Raw genomic sequence first — 15,751 nt, forward strand, 5'->3', positions numbered from 1 at the left:
AAAGATGGCTGAAGATAGATCAATACAAGATGAAATAGCTCAAAAGAAAAGCGACATGGATAAGGAGGCTAGGCGTTTAGCGGAAGATAATGCAATAAAAGCATCTCAAGCGGGTAGACAACAATTAGATGACTTACGAAGAGCGGCTATAGCTGAGGAAATAGAAGCCCTAAAGAAAAAAGCCGTTTTAGGCACAGATAAAGAGGGTCGCCAGATTACGAAACAATCTGTTTTTGAAGACAAACTTAAGCAGGTAATGGGTTCTGAGCAAAGCTCAATCCATGACTGGAAGTCCTCCATGATGGCCTTGATTTCAGTCTTATCAGCCTTTGTTGAGGCAGTGAATCAAGAGGTTAATGAGAAAACAGCTCCCGTAATAGTTCCATTAAAGCATGCTCTTAAAAATGGCATTATCGATATGAAGGATACTCTTCTAGATAAGCTGCGCGGTGATCCAAGAGTTAATATGCCTACATTAGTTACTGATATTAAACTTGATGCCAATAATAAATTAGCAGTAAATATACATGCTTTTGGTAAGGACCTGGATTCAGAAGAGAAACTCCCTCAAGGCCTTAGAACTTTGACTGCCTTATGGTTGCAGGAGCAGGGGTATGTACCTGATGATGTTGGTGGATTTTTAAATAAGGAAACCCGAGAGCCTTTAACTGCAGAAACGTTTAATGAACTAAAAAATCATCCAGAGGATGGGCTCAATGCATTTTTAAATCGAAGCTCGAAAGTGCAATACAGTCAAAAAGAAGAGCTTGATAATGAAGAGGAGCCTGATGATACGCCAGTTCCTCATTAATACCTAGCAAGCTCTACTCAAATAACCACTTTTACTACCCGAGTGCGTACAAAGGTACGTGCTCAGACTAAATGCCCTTATGAGAAAACTACGCGTTTAATCCAATATCAGGTATGCCGCTATGAAAACGAAACACCGTATCGGCCGCTAAGATAAATTCATTTTCAATTGCTAGAAATTTAGCAATGCGCTTACTTACATCCCCACCGTATAAATTAGCCAAACGTAAATAATCCTCAAAATGCCTCGCCTCAGATTTAACCAGCGTACCGTAAAACTTTGCTAGGGCCTCATCTTCAAGATAAGGCATAATCGCATAAAAGCGCTCACAGGAGCGGGCTTCAATAATTGCCCCAACAATCAATTGATCGCATAAGCGCTCTGCGCCATCCTTACGGGTAACTTGCTTATGCAACATCGTAGCATAGCCTGAGGGATGTAATGGCCCAAATTTAATACCACGCTGGGTCATCACGTTCACCACTTTTTCAAAATGCAACAGTTCTTCTCGCGCTAACGGGGACATGACCTCTATAAGCTCTTTTCGTTCGGGATATTTACTCATAAAGTTAATTGCGGTCGCTGCTGCTTTTCGTTCGCAGTGGGCATGGTCAATCAGCAGTAAAGGAACTTGCTGAGCAGCATGATCTAACCATAATTGCGGTGTTTTTACTTGAAGAAAATCATTTAATATTTGTAAATCAGTATCTAATCGTTTTAACATCTGGGAAATACACTATACTTTCAAATAAATAGTCTTTATATCACATACTGTAGAATAATTAAATTGGATGAAAAATGAGCGTAGAGAAATCAGAGAATGACTTAAGCAACTGGTTTTCAACTTACGGGGTGATAACCGCTGAGCGCATATTAGGCAGATATCATATCAATTTAACGCAAATGGATTTAGTTGCAGCTGTAAAAAGTACGTTTAGTTTTTACCATAAGGTACTGCAAATCCCATTGAGAAATGTCCTTAATGGAATCGTATTACAACAGGCAAATGATTATCATGTCTATGTGCAAAAGCTTTTTATCGATTACTTATTATCCGGAGAGAACTCCAAGGATGAGACATCACCAGGGGCTAGTACGCGGGAAGCATTAGAAAATGAGCGTCAGCAACTTCTTGCTTTGGGTGAGGAGTATCATCAAAGAGAAACTGAGCATAATCAATTAATTTCAAGCAGCCAAAACTTTTTAATAAAAATTTCTGCTGAATTTAATAAGGCCTTTGATAAAGCAATAACCTCCATAGAACAAATAGCTAAAAAAGAGGGCGTTCATCAGGATAAAAATAAAATACGTAAGGCAATTAATTTTGCTTTAATAAATTGCGATTTAACTAATCCTAAATTACAAAGTGATCCCTTGCTTTTTGTCGTAAAAATGAATGAAGAACTTAATTTATCGCTAAATGATGATTTAAAAAGAAAAATCATGGAAAGTATTTCCGGGCTTACCGACATAGTTCTACAATTTGACGAAAAAACACGTGTTTTTCAAGAGCGGGTGGAAGATATGACTGTTTTAGCAAATGGGTTTAGAAGTCAGTTTTATGATACTATTTTGCGAGTTATTGAATTAATTAAAATTTTACCCGAATATAAGATTGATCAAGAACAGGATATCATCAACCGTGAATCATTATATTTTGATAAAAGCATCGGGCAGCTTGAAAAAGCTTAATGTAGGGGGCTGCAAAAGCCCTAGCATGATGTAGCGCGAAAATCATATTGCTGGCCTTGCAACAGACCAGCAAACCTCAAAACACAACCAGTGAATTTATATTAGCCATAAAGCATCTATTTCGTGTATAATAGCGCACTTTAACTATTAATTCCTATGGAGTGTGCATAATGGCAAAAGAATTAACATTATCAATTATTAAACCGGATGCTGTAGCTAAGTCTGTAATTGGTAAAATTTACACCCGTTTTGAAGACGCTGGTTTAGATATTGTTGCTGCAAAAATGGCTCGTTTATCTCGTGAACAAGCTGAAAACTTCTATGACATTCACCGCGCTCGTCCTTTCTTCAACGATTTAGTTGAATTCATGATTTCTGGTCCTGTAATGATCCAAGTATTAAAGGGTGACAATGCAGTAATGAAAAACAGAGACATCATGGGTGCTACTAACCCTAAAGAAGCAGCTCCAGGTACTATCCGTGCTGATTTCGCTGATAGTATTGATGCTAATGCAGTTCACGGTTCTGACAGCTTAGAAAATGCTGCTCGTGAAATTGCTTTCTTCTTTGAACCACACGAAATTTGTGAGCGATAAGAATTAAGGTTGGAGTAAAAATGACTGAGCAAAAAGTAAATCTATTGAATTATAATTATCAGCAAATGCGAGAACTATTGAGCTCATGGGGGGAACAACCTTACCGTGCTCAACAGCTAATCCAATGGATTCATCAAGCTGGCTTAGTCGATTTTGCTCAAATGACCAACTTAGGGAAAGCTTTGAAAGCAAAGCTTTCCCAGCTTTCTTATATTAAGCTGCCAGAAATTGTGGCTTGCCAAAAATCAAGTGATGGGACTCATAAATGGTTATTGAAACTTGATTGTGGTAACTGTATTGAAACAGTATTTATTCCTGAAGCAAACCGAGGAACCCTTTGTGTTTCATCACAGGTTGGCTGTGCTTTAAATTGCTCATTTTGCTCTACAGCAAAGCAAGGATTTAACCGTAATTTAACTACTGCAGAAATTATTGGCCAGGTTTGGCTCGCAGTAAGGGAGTTATCAGCTAATCAAGGTATCCATGATAAACGCGTAACAAACGTGGTGATGATGGGAATGGGTGAGCCTTTACTTAATTTTGATAATGTTGTTTCAGCAATGAATATTATGATGGACGATTTTGCCTATGGTCTATCAAAACGCCGTGTAACCTTGAGTACATCAGGTGTATTACCCGATTTAGAGCGTTTAAGAGAAGCTAGCCCGGTGGCGCTTGCTGTCTCGTTACATGCCCCTAATGATGAATTACGTAATGAGCTGGTGCCGATAAATAAAAAATATCCTTTGGCGCAACTTATGGCCTTATGTAAATCCTATTTCAAAGATGAGCCTAGAAGAAAAGTGACTTTTGAATATGTCATGTTAAAAGGGGTAAATGATCAACCTGAACATGCTGCTCAATTAATTAAGTTACTTAAAAATGTACCCTCAAAAGTGAATTTGATTCCCTTTAATCCATTCCCTATGGCGCATTATGAACGCTCCCCACAAGAGGCCATTGATGCGTTTAGGGATAAGTTAATTGCGCATGGAATTAATACAATTACCCGGAAAACCCGAGGCGATGACATTGATGCTGCTTGTGGCCAATTAGCAGGTGAAGTAAAAGACAGAACAAGCCGCTCTCAGCGTTGGCAAAAATTGAATTTTATGCCTAAGCCAGGATCTGAGACAAAAACGGAAGGCAGAGCAGGGTAGTATAGTTTATCCTTTGACTTTATTCACGATTAAATATTTTTAATTTACCGGTTAGCAGGTATAATGCCGATTCTTTTGAATCGTTATGTGAGCTTGGTGTTGAACACGCGTTATTCTTTCGGCATTGCTTTATGTTTGCTTTTGCAAGCATGCACGCATAATAATGGCGTAATCGAACAGAAAATACTCAAGAAGCCGGATCTTAGCCAGGCTGCTGCATATAACGTCCAATTAGGATTAGGATATTTAAAGCAAGGCGATAGGCCTAGAGCGAAAAAGAAATTATTGACGGCTTTAGAGCAAGAGCCAAAATCAGTGGATGCTCATTCTGCTATAGCTTATTATTTTGAGCAAACTAATGAGCCCGTACAAGCGAAAAAATTTTATTTAAAAGCATTGTCCTTAGCGGGTAATGCAGGGGCGCAACTAAATAATTATGGCGCTTTTTTATGTCGGCAAGGCGATTATAAACAAGCAGAGCTTTATTTTTTAAAAGCAGCTGCTGATTTGCGCTATATCAATACGGCAGGCGCTTATGAGAATGCAGGGCTTTGTGCTTTATCTGCAAATCAAGCAGAACAGGCTAAGCCTTATTTTATGAAGGCATTAGATCAGGACCCCTCAAGAAAGGTTTCTTTTTACGAGTTAGTTAAAATTGAAGCTAAGAGTGGGCATAATACAAGGGCGTACGCGTTAGTACAAAAACATGCTGATTTAGTTTTAAATGATAGGACGTTGTTGTTTTTGGCCAAGGAAGTTGCAGAAAAAGCTGGTCAATATGAAGTAGCTGCAATGTATAAACAAACTATTAAAAAAATGGATCCAAATCTCGATATAGGTGGAGCAAATAATGAGTACAATAACCACGCTTGATGATAATACAGTCGTTCATGCGATTAATCCCGGAGCACAACTTGCGAGCATACGTGAGCAAAAAGGGTATACAGTAGATTATGTTGCCGATAAATTGCATTTACGAAGCCGCATTATCGAACTAATAGAAAGTAATGAGTTCAGCTCATTGCCTGGCGCTGTTTTTACTAAAGGCTATTTACGTGCCTATGCCAAGCTATTAGATGTGTCGCCTGAGCCTTATCTCGCTGTGTTTAATGAGCGTTATGCTCCTGAGAAAAAAACGGATCGTGCTTTATGGCAACAAACGAAACGTGAAACAAATAAAGCAGAGCATTTAATTCGTTGGGTTACAATTTTATTTGCTTTAGGAGTTATGGTCGCTGTGGGCGTTTGGTGGCAAAAAAACCAAGAAAGCCAACAATTATTTTCCGAGAAAAGTGCACCTGCTGATTTATCATTAAATAATAAAGCAGTTAATGAAGTAAAATTAACAGATATCTCCAAAATGCAATCAATACTAAATCCTAAACCAGATATGTCTCCTTTGGAGAAAACAGGTGGCTGAGAAAATCCAAGCAATCCGAGGCATGAATGATATTTTGCCGGAAAAAACTGCATTATGGCGTTACATTGAGAATACGTTTATTAATTGCCTTAGCAATTATGGTTATCAGGAAATCCGTTTTCCTCTGGTAGAAAGCACACAGCTTTTTAAACGAACTATTGGCGAGGTGACCGATATCGTTGAAAAAGAAATGTATACCTTTAATGATTTAAACGGTGACAGCATAACCCTTCGACCCGAAGGCACAGCAGGCTGTGTTCGTGCATGCCTTGAGCATGGATTATTATACAATCAGCAACAAAAGCTATGGTATTTAGGCGCCATGTTTCGTCATGAGCGTCCTCAAAAAGGCCGATATAGACAATTTACCCAATTGGGGGTAGAGGCATTTGGTGTGCCTGGGGCGCAAAGTGAATTGGAGCTAATCGCTTTATGCCGCAAGTTTTGGACTGAATTAGGATTTGCTGATTTAGTACAATTACAGGTGAATACTCTTGGTGAACTTTCAGAGCGACAAAAATATAAAAATATTTTGGTTGAATACCTTAATGATCATATTGATCAGCTTGATGAAGACAGCAAAAGACGATTAACTCGTAATCCATTACGTATTTTAGACAGTAAGAATCCAGAAATGCAGCAATTAGTCGCTAATGCGCCTAAATTGATTGATGTACTTGAAGGAAAAAGCCAGGAGCATTTCCAGGCTTTTTGCGCGGGTTTGGAGGCTCTGGAAATTCCTTATGTGGTAAATCCTGTTTTGGTACGAGGCCTGGATTATTATGGGCATACAGTCTTTGAATGGGTTACAGACCGCTTAGGTAGTCAGGCGACGATTTGTGCCGGTGGACGTTATGACATTTTAGTTGAGCAATTAGGAGGTAATCCTACTCCTGCTGCAGGGTTCGCCTTAGGAGTAGAACGTATTTATCTACTAATGGAAACCTTAGAGTTATTAAAGCAAGAAGTTAAAACAAATTCTTTATTTATTATTGGCACCAGTGAAGAGGCGATCGTTAAAGGGCTTGTAATTGCTGAGTCGATTCGTGCTGCATATCCCAAGGTAGAGGTAATTGTGAATACTGCAGGCGGCAGCTTTAAGAGCCAATTTAAAAAAGCTGATAAAAGCGGGGCGCGTTTGGCTTTAGTTTTAGGTGACGATGAGCTTGCTAATCATAAGGTGAGTATTAAGGATTTACGCAATGGTATGGAACAGATTACTGTAGATCAAACTGCAGTTAATCAGTTTCTAAATGATTATTTAAAATAAATTCATTAAGGCTACGTTGAAAGTTCAGGAGAGAGTGTTATGTCAGTTTATATGACAGAAGAGGAACAGTTAGAGTCGATAAAAAAGTGGTGGAAGCGCTATGGTAATATAGTTTCCGTTATTCTATCGGTCATACTTTTTAGTATTGCCGGCTATCGATATTTAACTTGGCACCAGGATAAACTGACACAGCAAGCATCGATTGCCTATGAGCAAATGATGGTTGCTTTATCAAATAACAATACAAAGGCTGTAAAATCCTTTGCCAATGAGTTAATTAAAGACCACAGTAAGTCAGTTTATGCCGATGCAGCACACATGACTCTTACTAAAGTATATGTTTCTAAAAATAAACTCGATCAAGCTCAAAGTGAGTTACGTATCGTGGCTGATAATAGTAAATTGCGTACCTTTAAACAAATAGCGAAAATTCGCCTTGCACGTATTCTTGCAGCGAACAAGTCCTATGCTAATGCGCTAAATGAGCTAAGCAATGTTGAAGATGCTACATATTTACCCGTAATTAATGAATTGAAGGGTGATATATATGGTGCTACAGGCAAATATGAAGAAGCAATGAACTCTTATAAGCAAGCAATGGATGAGGTTAAAGTAAACGGTATGGGCAATTTGTTTTTAGAAATGAAAACCAATGAAATAGCCGTTAAAACTCAATCAATGATTTCAGATGAGAAAAAGACTCAAGCAGCATAATGAGGTTTAGTTTGATGAAAGTTAAATTAAGTATTTTAGCTCTTTGTGTAGCCATGCAAGGATGTTCAAAAGTTGATGATTATTTATTAGGTAAGGATAATACGCCTAAACCTAAAGAGTTGGCTGAATTACACGATAAAATTAAAGTCGCGCAGAGTTGGTCTGCGCCCGTAGGAAAATCGACTAAAAATAAAGAGTATTTAAGATTAAAGCCAGTGCTACGTGGAGGCATTATTTATACTGCTGATGCGAGCGGATTAGTACGCGCTGTTAATAAGCATGATGGCCAAATTCGTTGGACAACGCCGTTAAAGCATGGCCTGGTAAGTGGCCCTGCTTTAGGTAATGGCTATCTTGCTGTTGGCACCGATAATTCCTCAGTAGTTATATTAAATCAAGCTGATGGGAAGCAAGTATGGCAAAGGAAAGTTTCAAGTGAGGTATTATCGCCACCCGCAGTGACACACGGTAAAGTAATTGCCAAAACTATTGATGGGAAAGTGTATGCGTTTAATATCAAAGATGGTAAACAACTTTGGATGGCAGAGCATGGTTCACCTAATTTGATTTTAAAAGCAAGCTCTTCTCCAGTCGTTGTTGGTAGCTTAGTGCTGATCGGTTTTTCTGATGGAAAAATGGATGCTTATGACATCAATAGTGGGCGTTTAATGTGGCAACGAAGCATTGCTTATGCTTCAGGCACAAGCGATGTAGAGCAACTTGTTGACATTGATGCGGACCCAATTATTGATGGTAGTGTTGCTTATTTGGGTAGCTACCAAGGGTATATTGGTGCTTTATCGTTGAATGATGGTCAATTTATCTGGAAAAAGCCAGGCTCAGTTTATAAAAATATGCTGTTAAGTGGTAATACTTTATATGTAAGTGATAGTCATGATGTTATTTGGTCTATAAATAAACAAAGTGGCCAGGTTAATTGGAAACAAAAAGTGCTAAAAGCACGAGGACTAACAGAGCCTGCTCTTGTTGGTTCCAGTTTAGTTGTGGGCGATAAAACAGGTTACCTGCATTTTCTCGATCCTCAAAATGGTGAAATGTTGGCTCGCTATAAAGCAACAGGCGGGGTAAGTATTTCTCCTAGCGTAACAGGACGAACGCTTTATGTGCTAACTGATAATGGAATACTTAGTAAACTATCTGTGAGTTAATATAATGATTCCTGTAATTGCGCTGGTTGGGCGTCCTAATGTAGGCAAGTCAACATTGTTTAATCGATTGACTAAAACGCAAGATGCTCTTGTTGCTGATTTTCCAGGCTTAACGCGTGACAGACAATATGGTCAGGCTGTACATGACCATAAGTCTTATATAGTGGTCGACACTGGAGGGATTGGTGTTGATGACATTGAAGTTGATAGTTTGATGTCAAAGCAGTCAACGATAGCTTTAAATGAAGCAGATATCGTTCTTTTTCTTGTTGATGGGCGCTCAGGCTTAACTGGAATCGATGAAAATATTGCAGAAAATTTAAGAAAATTAAATAAAAAAGTTCATCTTGTTGTTAATAAAACAGAGGGCTTGGATGATGATGTAGCTTGCGCTGATTTCCAATCCTTAGGAATTAGTGATATTCATTCTATTTCTTCCTCACACGGCAGTGGCATTTATTCATTACTTGATGAGGTCCTTGCCCCATTTGCGCCTCATGTGGAGGCTGAAATAGGGGAAGATGATGAAATAAAAATTGCTTTTGCAGGCCGTCCAAATGTAGGAAAATCAACCCTAATTAATCGCATCTTAGGCGAAGAGCGAGTAGTTGTGTTTGATATGCCAGGCACAACCCGTGACAGCATTGCCATTCCTTTTACTCGAGATGAAAAACGCTATGTTTTAATTGACACAGCAGGTGTACGCCGCAAATCACGTATCGACGAAAAAATAGAAAAATTTTCAGTAATTAAAACCTTACAAGCGATTAAGGAATCAAACGTTTGTTTACAGCTTCTTGATGCTAATGAAGGGATTACTGATCAAGACATGAACTTGCTTGGCTTCATTATCGAATCAGGTAAAGCTTTAGTTATTGCCGTAAACAAGTGGGATGGCAAGGATGAAGAGCATAAAGAAAAAATTAAAAGTGAATTATCAAGAAGATTACATTTTGCTAGTTTTGCTAAAATCAGATTCATTTCAGCTTTACATGGCAGCGGTGTAGGCACTTTATTTAAAGATATTAATGAAGCTTATGCTTCAGCGGTTCAGTCATTTTCTACCCCAAGGCTAACTCGTTTATTACAAGATATTAGTACTAAGCACACACCACCTTGTGTCAGTGGTCGTCGTATTAAGCTTCGTTATGCGCATCTTGGCGGACATAACCCACCAGTAATTGTTATCCATGGAAATCAGCTTTCTGATTTACCGGATAGCTACAGACGTTATTTGAATAATGAGTTTACTAAACACTTGGGCTTAGTTGGAACTCCTTTGAAACTTGAATTTAAAGGTGGCTCAAATCCTTTTGCTGAAAAGAAAAATAAGTTGTCAGAACGTCAGGTAAACAAAAAAAGACGGTTAATGGCCTGGTCTAAAAAGAAAAAAGCAAAAGCCAAAAAGAAGTAATTATTTTTTTTGTGATAAGCGTCGTCATTGCTTCACTGCGGTCGCAATGATGACTATTGCCCATCCCATTGTAAGCGTTCACGCTGTTCTGTCATTGCGAACAAAGTGAAGCAACCCAGTACTGAGTCTTAACGAAGAAGCATCGTTCTGGGTTGCTTCGCCATGGCTCGCAATAACGAAATTTACATATCTCGTGAACGCGTACATCCCATTTATATTAGCTCGGTAGAGCCTAAGTACTCCTACTAGATTTCAGGAGACATTAAAATCTCATCCCAAAACTATTTAATGCGCAACGTTAATACATCACAGGGCGCATGGTTTACCGTCGCGTGAGCCGTACTTCCTAGCAAAGAGCTTAATCCAGAAACAGAATGACTACCAATAATGACCAATTGGCAATTCAATTCTTTTACTTTATTAAAGATATGCTCTTTAACTGAGCCAACTTCAACAAACTGCTGTTCTGGAGGGATATGAAGACTCTCGCCAAGTAACGACAACACGGTTTGTGCATCATCTTTAGCCGGGTTTACTAATTCGGTAAATCCAAGCCCCTGAGCTAATTGAAAACTTGCGGGTAATTCGATTACATGTAAAAGGTATAATTGGGCGTTAAGTTGTTTTGCTATTTCCACTGCTTTTTCAGCGAGATGGCTATGTTCTTTAAGCAAGTCCGTAGCAAATAATATATTAGTATACATGGCATCCCTCGCAATAAGTATGTTCTTTATTTGAAGTGTAGTCGATTTAAGGTAAGTGGTAAACGTCAGTCAAGCATGCTGCAAGCCAACAGCTTTTAATAATTTCCTTTATATTAGTTCTTCACAAAGTGCTTCTTGCTTAACTAGTTCCGTGGGAATGAACGATTGGGTTATGGTAGAAAGAGGCTGACTTTTAATAAGTTTATCTATTAACTCAATCGCACACACCTCAGTAAGCGGTTGGAGTACGAAGTCTCTTGATGTGATATAAGGATGAGGAATCGTCAAATTATTAGCTTTAATCCTTTGACTCCCATAAGTAAGTATATCAATATCAATCACTCTTGGTCCCCAACGTTTTTTGCGTACTCGACCTTGTTGTTTTTCAATTTTTTGGCATGCTCTTAATAATTGCATCGGCGCTAAGGTCGTTGTGATTTCAACCACAGCGTTGCAAAAATCTTGCTGGCCTTGTAAACCCCAAGCTTTAGTCCAGTAAAAGCGCGACACTTTGGTAAGAGATGTTGCGCGTAAGGCGCGAATCGCGCGGATAGCTTGTCGGAGTTGGCGTTCTGGTGATTTTTGATTTGAACCCAACCCCAGATAACATACATTCATTTTGCTGCAGCAGCTTTAGGTTTTCTACGACGTCTGCTTTTTTTAGCAGGCGCTCCCGCATTAAGTTCCGCCACCATTTTATTGCGTACCTCATCACTCGCTTCTTGAAAAGAGGTCCACCATTGCGCCAACTCCATTGATTCATCGCCAGCCAGTGCACGTAAAGCCATAAAATCAAAGGCGGCTCTAAAACGAGGATGTTGTAGTAAATTAAATGCTCTACCTCCTAAACGTTTTACAAAGCGGTATTGTAATAGCCATATTTCGCGAATAATTTGGGTATAGCGTTTAGGAATTGAAATGATTTTGTTTTGCTCTGCAATAACAATAGACATTGCTTTTTCAACAGCAGGTAAAGGGTCCATACCGGCGTTTTGTAATTGCTTAGAGCGTTCAATCATCGGAAACCATAAAATCACAGCAAATAAAAATGCTGGAGTTACTGGTTTGTCATCTTGTATTCTTCTATCTGTATTTTCAAGAGCAATGGCTAATAAGGCATTAACAGGATACTGGCTGTTAAATAGGGCAGTGGTTTGGGGGCATAAATGCTGGAATAAGCCATATTGCATTAGCAATTTTTGCACTGTTTCAGCATTTCCACACTGATATAACTTAGTCATTTCATCGAATAAACGAGAATTAGATACGTGAGTGATCAATGCGCTAATTTCGGGGAATGGTGCTTCTGTCTCTGGAGCCAGATTAAAATGCAGCTTGGCACTAAATCGTATAGCCCGCAGCATTCTTACTGGATCTTCAGTATAACGAGTTACTGGATCACCAATCATACGAATAAGTTTGTCTTGGACATCCTTAACACCACCAGTAAAGTCGATAATTGATGAATCAACTACGTTATAGTAGAGTGAGTTAATGGTGAAATCGCGTCGCCACGCATCTTCGTCTAGAGAGCCAAAGGTATTATCACGAACCAACATGCCGCGCTCATTGGTTTGCTGGCTTTCATCAAGAGCAGCATGACCACGGAAGGTCGCAACTTCAATGATTTCACGATGAAACAGTACATGAACTAATTTAAATCGGCGCCCAATAATACGGCCATTACGAAACAAGTTCTTAATTTGGTTAGGCGTTGCATTGGTTGCAACATCAAAATCTTTGGGGGCTTTATTGAGTAAAAGATCCCGCACACTGCCACCAACAATGTAAGCTTGAAACCCACTGCCATTTAAGCGGTTAAGCACTTTTAATGCATTACTGCTAATATCCGCTTTTGATATGGAATGCTGATTCCTTGGAATGATATAAGCTGTACTCACAGGATTTGCATGTGCCCTGTTTCTCTTAAGCAGCTTTTTGATAAATTTGATGATTGTAGTTTCTCACATAATTAGCCAAAACCAGACAATTATAGCGAAGCAAATCAATAAAGTGAATCTTTTGTATTTAGAAACAATGCTCCAAATATAAAAATTATTTCAAAACCGATGCGGGTTAATCAACGAAGTCAGTTGCAATTCATAAAAAGAACATAGTGATCCCTTTATGTTCATTTTTGTGATATTATATTTATATAAATACTCTGCATTATTTAGACAGTTTATTTAATTTAAATCCAATGCATCGGGAAGTAATTTTTATGCCATTATCAGCAATAGACCTTATTAAAGCAGTGAAAAATAGAACAGTTGTGTCTATTGACGAACCCAAAAAAAACTCAATCACTCCCAGTGAAGCACGTTTTTATTTAGATTTTGTTATTAACAAAATGAAAGAGTATGAGGACAAGAAATATCCCTCACCTCTTTATACTTATACTAAGAGCCCGCTTGCAGTCGATAATAGGTGGAAAGAAGCTACGCATATCACTTTTAGTGGGGCACCAGTTGATGAAGATAAGTATCTAAATACATTTGAAGATAATGCGCTTATCGTGCGTAAGCTTAGCATAATTGCGGGTATATTAAATGCTCTTGAGTTTGCAAATTTAAAAGACGGATTTCTTGGCATAACTAATGAAAAACAATTACAGACGATTCTTGATTTACTGGGTGAACAGTTAAATATTGGTGGCTTGCTTTTTGCTGATAAAACAAATATTAACGTCTTTATTAAAAATTTAGTTACCTCGATTTCTGCTATAACCAACACAGATCCACCACGGATTCTTAGTGATATACGCACGGCTGAGCGTTATTTTGTTGCTGATTATAAGCGGGATCAAATTCTCATTAATGAAATAAAAATGAATTCCGGGAAATCTATTTTTCAGGTAGATCAGCCACTTGGTAATCAGCTAACTGCCGATCAAAGAAGAGAGTTTATGAGTATTCACTTAGAGCCTGAGGAGAATAGGCCTTTATGGTTTAGAGGACTTTCTGCTTGGGAGCAAACCTGGTTACGTAAACATGTGCCAGTAACGCTCAATAGCTCCTGGACATATTTTGAAAGCTTAAGTCAATCCTCAGCAATGTCCCATATTCCGGGTATACAAAATGCTCGTATGAATTCTTTAGTCACTTTTGACGGTGAACATTACAAGTTATTATCACGTAGTCTAAAAACCAGCACCATGGTTCCTTATGAATTGCATGTAACCGGAAATGATAGAGACTTTTATGTAAAACAAACTGCAGAACAAGTTTTAGATTATTTACATCAGGAGGTCACTCGAGATTTTGATGAAATTTGGGCTGGTCTTGACATCACTGGACGACCTCATCCTCTTATTTTTGTGCAGTCGCTTTTAAGTGATACCGTGATTGATAGATTGGTTGCAACTGCAGATACCCGTTTTACTCGAGAGCAACGAAAGGCAATTCAAGAAATAAGTTTAAGCGGTACTTATCCAGCAGTGACTATTGTTACTGGTAATGATCCAATGAATTTCTTACGGTTTGGTGATGGCTTGTCTGGAGGGCTATCTAAAAAAATGAATCGTTGGGCACATACCGATTCAATTTTAAATTATTCGAAACAATTTATTGCATACCTCGAGCAAGAGCATATTAATAATAGGCTAAATACAGAACAAGTAGCCCGATTGGTCTTAATAAAAAACTCAAAAGAAGAAATTAGTAACCTACGCGCCGAAAACTTCGCCAGCCAGGGGGGAAGACGAAATTTTGTTGCTTTTAAAGCAGCGTATAGCAGTATTTTAGTTGAATCAATGGGAGGCATTGTTTCTACTAACTGTAAAAGTGGTAAGGATAGAACAGGGGTTGAAGAGCTCTATAAAAATGCAATGATTTATTATTATTCAATTTATGGCGTTTTACCTAAATTTGATGATGAAGGAGTTGAACGGAAAAATTTTGTGGATATTTTCGTGCTTCTTTTTAATAGTATGAAAACTCAAGAAGCTGCCGCAGGAAATACTCCTGGCTCTTTGGGGTTGAAACTTGATCCCACTATGCTCTGTTTAGATATTAAAGCGGCATTATCCGGAACGTACACTTTATCCACCTCTCTGGCAAGCTTAAATAAACCACCACTGTTTATAGAAAGTGAAACAAAATCAGTTAAATTACGGAAAGTATCTATATCCTCATTTTTGAACAAAACAAAACCTACAGACTCAGTAAAGCAACTGGAAAAAGATGTAGATGCTTATGCCCAATCGCATCCTATAGCAGAAAGGCTACTTCCTTTTACGAGTTTCAGGAGTAGCATCGTTGAGTACAGCTCTAAACCGGAAATGATACCTCACTTACGCGAGCATTTTACTGAGATTAAAGATGATATTGGTGGAACAGAGGCTTTAGCCGAGATCTTTAGTAAATTTACAGATGAAGTAAAAGGATTTATTACTAGCTTTAACCAAGCAAATCCTAAACTGAATGCGGAACAAACAAGAAGTATGAAACAACTTAGCTTGCTATTGCAAATTATTGCAAATGGACAGGAATTATTTTTTAAAAGTTATGACTTGATGAGTACCTTGCAAGTTCTTAAATACAGCACGTTAGATAAATTAAGAGCTCAATTTGAGACGCATAAACAGATACTTTTAGCTACGCAAACCAATGCAGAGACAAGCTCTAAAGCAGAGCCTAGCCCCAGGATCTCTGATAATCCGCATACCTATTTTGTTGCTTCGGGTAGTGGAAAGATACAGGATTTTATTAGGCAATATAATGAATTATCCAAAAAAGGAAATACACCCATAATTAGTCCTGCCCCTGGAGGACCGGGCTCTAAAGTGAAATGAGAAGATCCC

At 38.5% G+C, this 15,751-nt stretch carries 15 protein-coding genes; 11 read left to right on the top strand and 4 right to left on the bottom strand.

The window, feature by feature from the left end; all coding sequences use genetic code 11:
- Positions 1 to 4: 4 nt before the first annotated feature.
- Positions 5 to 811 carry a hypothetical protein gene (locus tag BN3124_RS11905; protein ID WP_058535011.1) on the top strand — a complete coding sequence of 269 codons (807 nt, stop codon included), beginning with the start codon at positions 5 to 7 and terminating at the stop codon, positions 809 to 811.
- An 88-nt stretch (positions 812 to 899) separates the two neighbouring features.
- On the opposite strand, the gene miaE is transcribed toward BN3124_RS11905, so the two are convergent.
- On the bottom strand, positions 900 to 1,535 hold the full coding sequence (gene miaE, locus BN3124_RS11910; protein WP_058535012.1) for a MiaE family protein: 636 nt from the start codon (positions 1,533 to 1,535) through the stop codon (positions 900 to 902).
- Positions 1,536 to 1,609: 74 nt separating this feature from the next.
- Here miaE and BN3124_RS11915 point away from each other — a divergent pair, with 74 nt between their 5' ends.
- The 9 genes from BN3124_RS11915 to der all read left to right on the top strand — a co-directional run bounded on the left by BN3124_RS11915 (position 1,610) and on the right by der (position 10,246).
- The gene (locus BN3124_RS11915) at positions 1,610 to 2,503 is read left to right on the top strand and encodes a hypothetical protein (RefSeq protein ID WP_058535013.1); all 894 of its coding nucleotides are present in this window, start codon (positions 1,610 to 1,612) and stop codon (positions 2,501 to 2,503) included.
- Between the two features lie 170 nt (positions 2,504 to 2,673).
- Entirely contained in the window at positions 2,674 to 3,099 is a 426-nt protein-coding gene (ndk, locus tag BN3124_RS11920; protein ID WP_058535014.1) for a nucleoside-diphosphate kinase, read from the top strand.
- A gap of 20 nt (positions 3,100 to 3,119) precedes the next feature.
- The gene (gene rlmN / locus BN3124_RS11925) at positions 3,120 to 4,259 is read left to right on the top strand and encodes a dual-specificity RNA methyltransferase RlmN (RefSeq protein ID WP_058535015.1); all 1,140 of its coding nucleotides are present in this window, start codon (positions 3,120 to 3,122) and stop codon (positions 4,257 to 4,259) included.
- A 63-nt stretch (positions 4,260 to 4,322) separates the two neighbouring features.
- A complete protein-coding gene (gene pilW, locus BN3124_RS11930; RefSeq protein ID WP_058535016.1) occupies positions 4,323 to 5,132 on the top strand; it encodes a type IV pilus biogenesis/stability protein PilW in 810 nt (269 codons plus the stop codon).
- Positions 5,110 to 5,679 carry a helix-turn-helix domain-containing protein gene (locus tag BN3124_RS11935; RefSeq protein WP_058535017.1) on the top strand — a complete coding sequence of 190 codons (570 nt, stop codon included), beginning with the start codon at positions 5,110 to 5,112 and terminating at the stop codon, positions 5,677 to 5,679. Before pilW ends, BN3124_RS11935 begins: the two co-directional genes overlap by 23 nt.
- Positions 5,672 to 6,949 carry a histidine--tRNA ligase gene (gene hisS, locus BN3124_RS11940; RefSeq protein ID WP_058535018.1) on the top strand — a complete coding sequence of 426 codons (1,278 nt, stop codon included), beginning with the start codon at positions 5,672 to 5,674 and terminating at the stop codon, positions 6,947 to 6,949. The genes BN3124_RS11935 and hisS overlap by 8 nt, the downstream gene beginning before the upstream one ends.
- 39 nt (positions 6,950 to 6,988) lie before the next feature.
- The gene (locus BN3124_RS11945; protein ID WP_058535019.1) at positions 6,989 to 7,663 is read left to right on the top strand and encodes a YfgM family protein; all 675 of its coding nucleotides are present in this window, start codon (positions 6,989 to 6,991) and stop codon (positions 7,661 to 7,663) included.
- Positions 7,664 to 7,677: 14 nt separating this feature from the next.
- Positions 7,678 to 8,832 carry an outer membrane protein assembly factor BamB gene (gene bamB / locus BN3124_RS11950; protein ID WP_058535020.1) on the top strand — a complete coding sequence of 385 codons (1,155 nt, stop codon included), beginning with the start codon at positions 7,678 to 7,680 and terminating at the stop codon, positions 8,830 to 8,832.
- Positions 8,833 to 8,836: 4 nt separating this feature from the next.
- Positions 8,837 to 10,246 (top strand): ribosome biogenesis GTPase Der, encoded by a 1,410-nt coding sequence (gene der / locus BN3124_RS11955; RefSeq protein ID WP_058535021.1) that lies wholly within the window; start codon positions 8,837 to 8,839, stop codon positions 10,244 to 10,246.
- 281 nt (positions 10,247 to 10,527) lie between these two features.
- Here the strand turns inward: der and BN3124_RS11960 are convergent, their stop codons facing one another.
- From BN3124_RS11960 to pcnB, 3 genes are all read right to left on the bottom strand, one after another.
- On the bottom strand, positions 10,528 to 10,950 hold the full coding sequence (locus tag BN3124_RS11960) for a universal stress protein (protein ID WP_058535022.1): 423 nt from the start codon (positions 10,948 to 10,950) through the stop codon (positions 10,528 to 10,530).
- A 108-nt stretch (positions 10,951 to 11,058) separates the two neighbouring features.
- Positions 11,059 to 11,568, bottom strand: a complete 510-nt coding sequence (gene folK, locus BN3124_RS11965) for a 2-amino-4-hydroxy-6-hydroxymethyldihydropteridine diphosphokinase (protein ID WP_058535023.1) — start codon at positions 11,566 to 11,568, stop codon at positions 11,059 to 11,061.
- Positions 11,565 to 12,884: a polynucleotide adenylyltransferase PcnB gene (gene pcnB / locus BN3124_RS11970; protein WP_058535024.1), complete on the bottom strand. Its 1,320-nt coding sequence runs from the start codon at positions 12,882 to 12,884 to the stop codon at positions 11,565 to 11,567. The genes folK and pcnB overlap by 4 nt, the downstream gene beginning before the upstream one ends.
- A gap of 287 nt (positions 12,885 to 13,171) precedes the next feature.
- On the opposite strand from pcnB, the gene BN3124_RS11975 reads away from it, so the two are divergent.
- Positions 13,172 to 15,742, top strand: coding sequence for a hypothetical protein (locus tag BN3124_RS11975; RefSeq protein WP_058535025.1), 2,571 nt, complete (start codon positions 13,172 to 13,174; stop codon positions 15,740 to 15,742).
- The last annotated feature ends 9 nt before the right edge of the window (positions 15,743 to 15,751 follow it).

This window comes from Legionella saoudiensis (assembly GCF_001465875.1).
GTDB classification, from domain to species: Bacteria; Pseudomonadota; Gammaproteobacteria; order Legionellales; family Legionellaceae; genus Legionella; species Legionella saoudiensis.

What these genes read in the sequence shown, in the direction of transcription:
- folK (WP_058535023.1), bottom strand. Translation starts at nt 11,568, where the DNA reads ATGAATGTATGTTATCTGGGGTTGGGTTCAAATCAAAAATCACCAGAA.
- BN3124_RS11945 (WP_058535019.1), top strand. Translation starts at nt 6,989, where the DNA reads ATGTCAGTTTATATGACAGAAGAGGAACAGTTAGAGTCGATAAAAAAG.
- rlmN (WP_058535015.1), top strand. Translation starts at nt 3,120, where the DNA reads ATGACTGAGCAAAAAGTAAATCTATTGAATTATAATTATCAGCAAATG.
- BN3124_RS11905 (WP_058535011.1), top strand. Translation starts at nt 5, where the DNA reads ATGGCTGAAGATAGATCAATACAAGATGAAATAGCTCAAAAGAAAAGC.
- BN3124_RS11975 (WP_058535025.1), top strand. Translation starts at nt 13,172, where the DNA reads ATGCCATTATCAGCAATAGACCTTATTAAAGCAGTGAAAAATAGAACA.
- ndk (WP_058535014.1), top strand. Translation starts at nt 2,674, where the DNA reads ATGGCAAAAGAATTAACATTATCAATTATTAAACCGGATGCTGTAGCT.
- BN3124_RS11935 (WP_058535017.1), top strand. Translation starts at nt 5,110, where the DNA reads ATGAGTACAATAACCACGCTTGATGATAATACAGTCGTTCATGCGATT.
- BN3124_RS11960 (WP_058535022.1), bottom strand. Translation starts at nt 10,950, where the DNA reads ATGTATACTAATATATTATTTGCTACGGACTTGCTTAAAGAACATAGC.
- BN3124_RS11915 (WP_058535013.1), top strand. Translation starts at nt 1,610, where the DNA reads ATGAGCGTAGAGAAATCAGAGAATGACTTAAGCAACTGGTTTTCAACT.
- miaE (WP_058535012.1), bottom strand. Translation starts at nt 1,535, where the DNA reads ATGTTAAAACGATTAGATACTGATTTACAAATATTAAATGATTTTCTT.
- pilW (WP_058535016.1), top strand. Translation starts at nt 4,323, where the DNA reads ATGCCGATTCTTTTGAATCGTTATGTGAGCTTGGTGTTGAACACGCGT.
- bamB (WP_058535020.1), top strand. Translation starts at nt 7,678, where the DNA reads ATGAAAGTTAAATTAAGTATTTTAGCTCTTTGTGTAGCCATGCAAGGA.
- der (WP_058535021.1), top strand. Translation starts at nt 8,837, where the DNA reads ATGATTCCTGTAATTGCGCTGGTTGGGCGTCCTAATGTAGGCAAGTCA.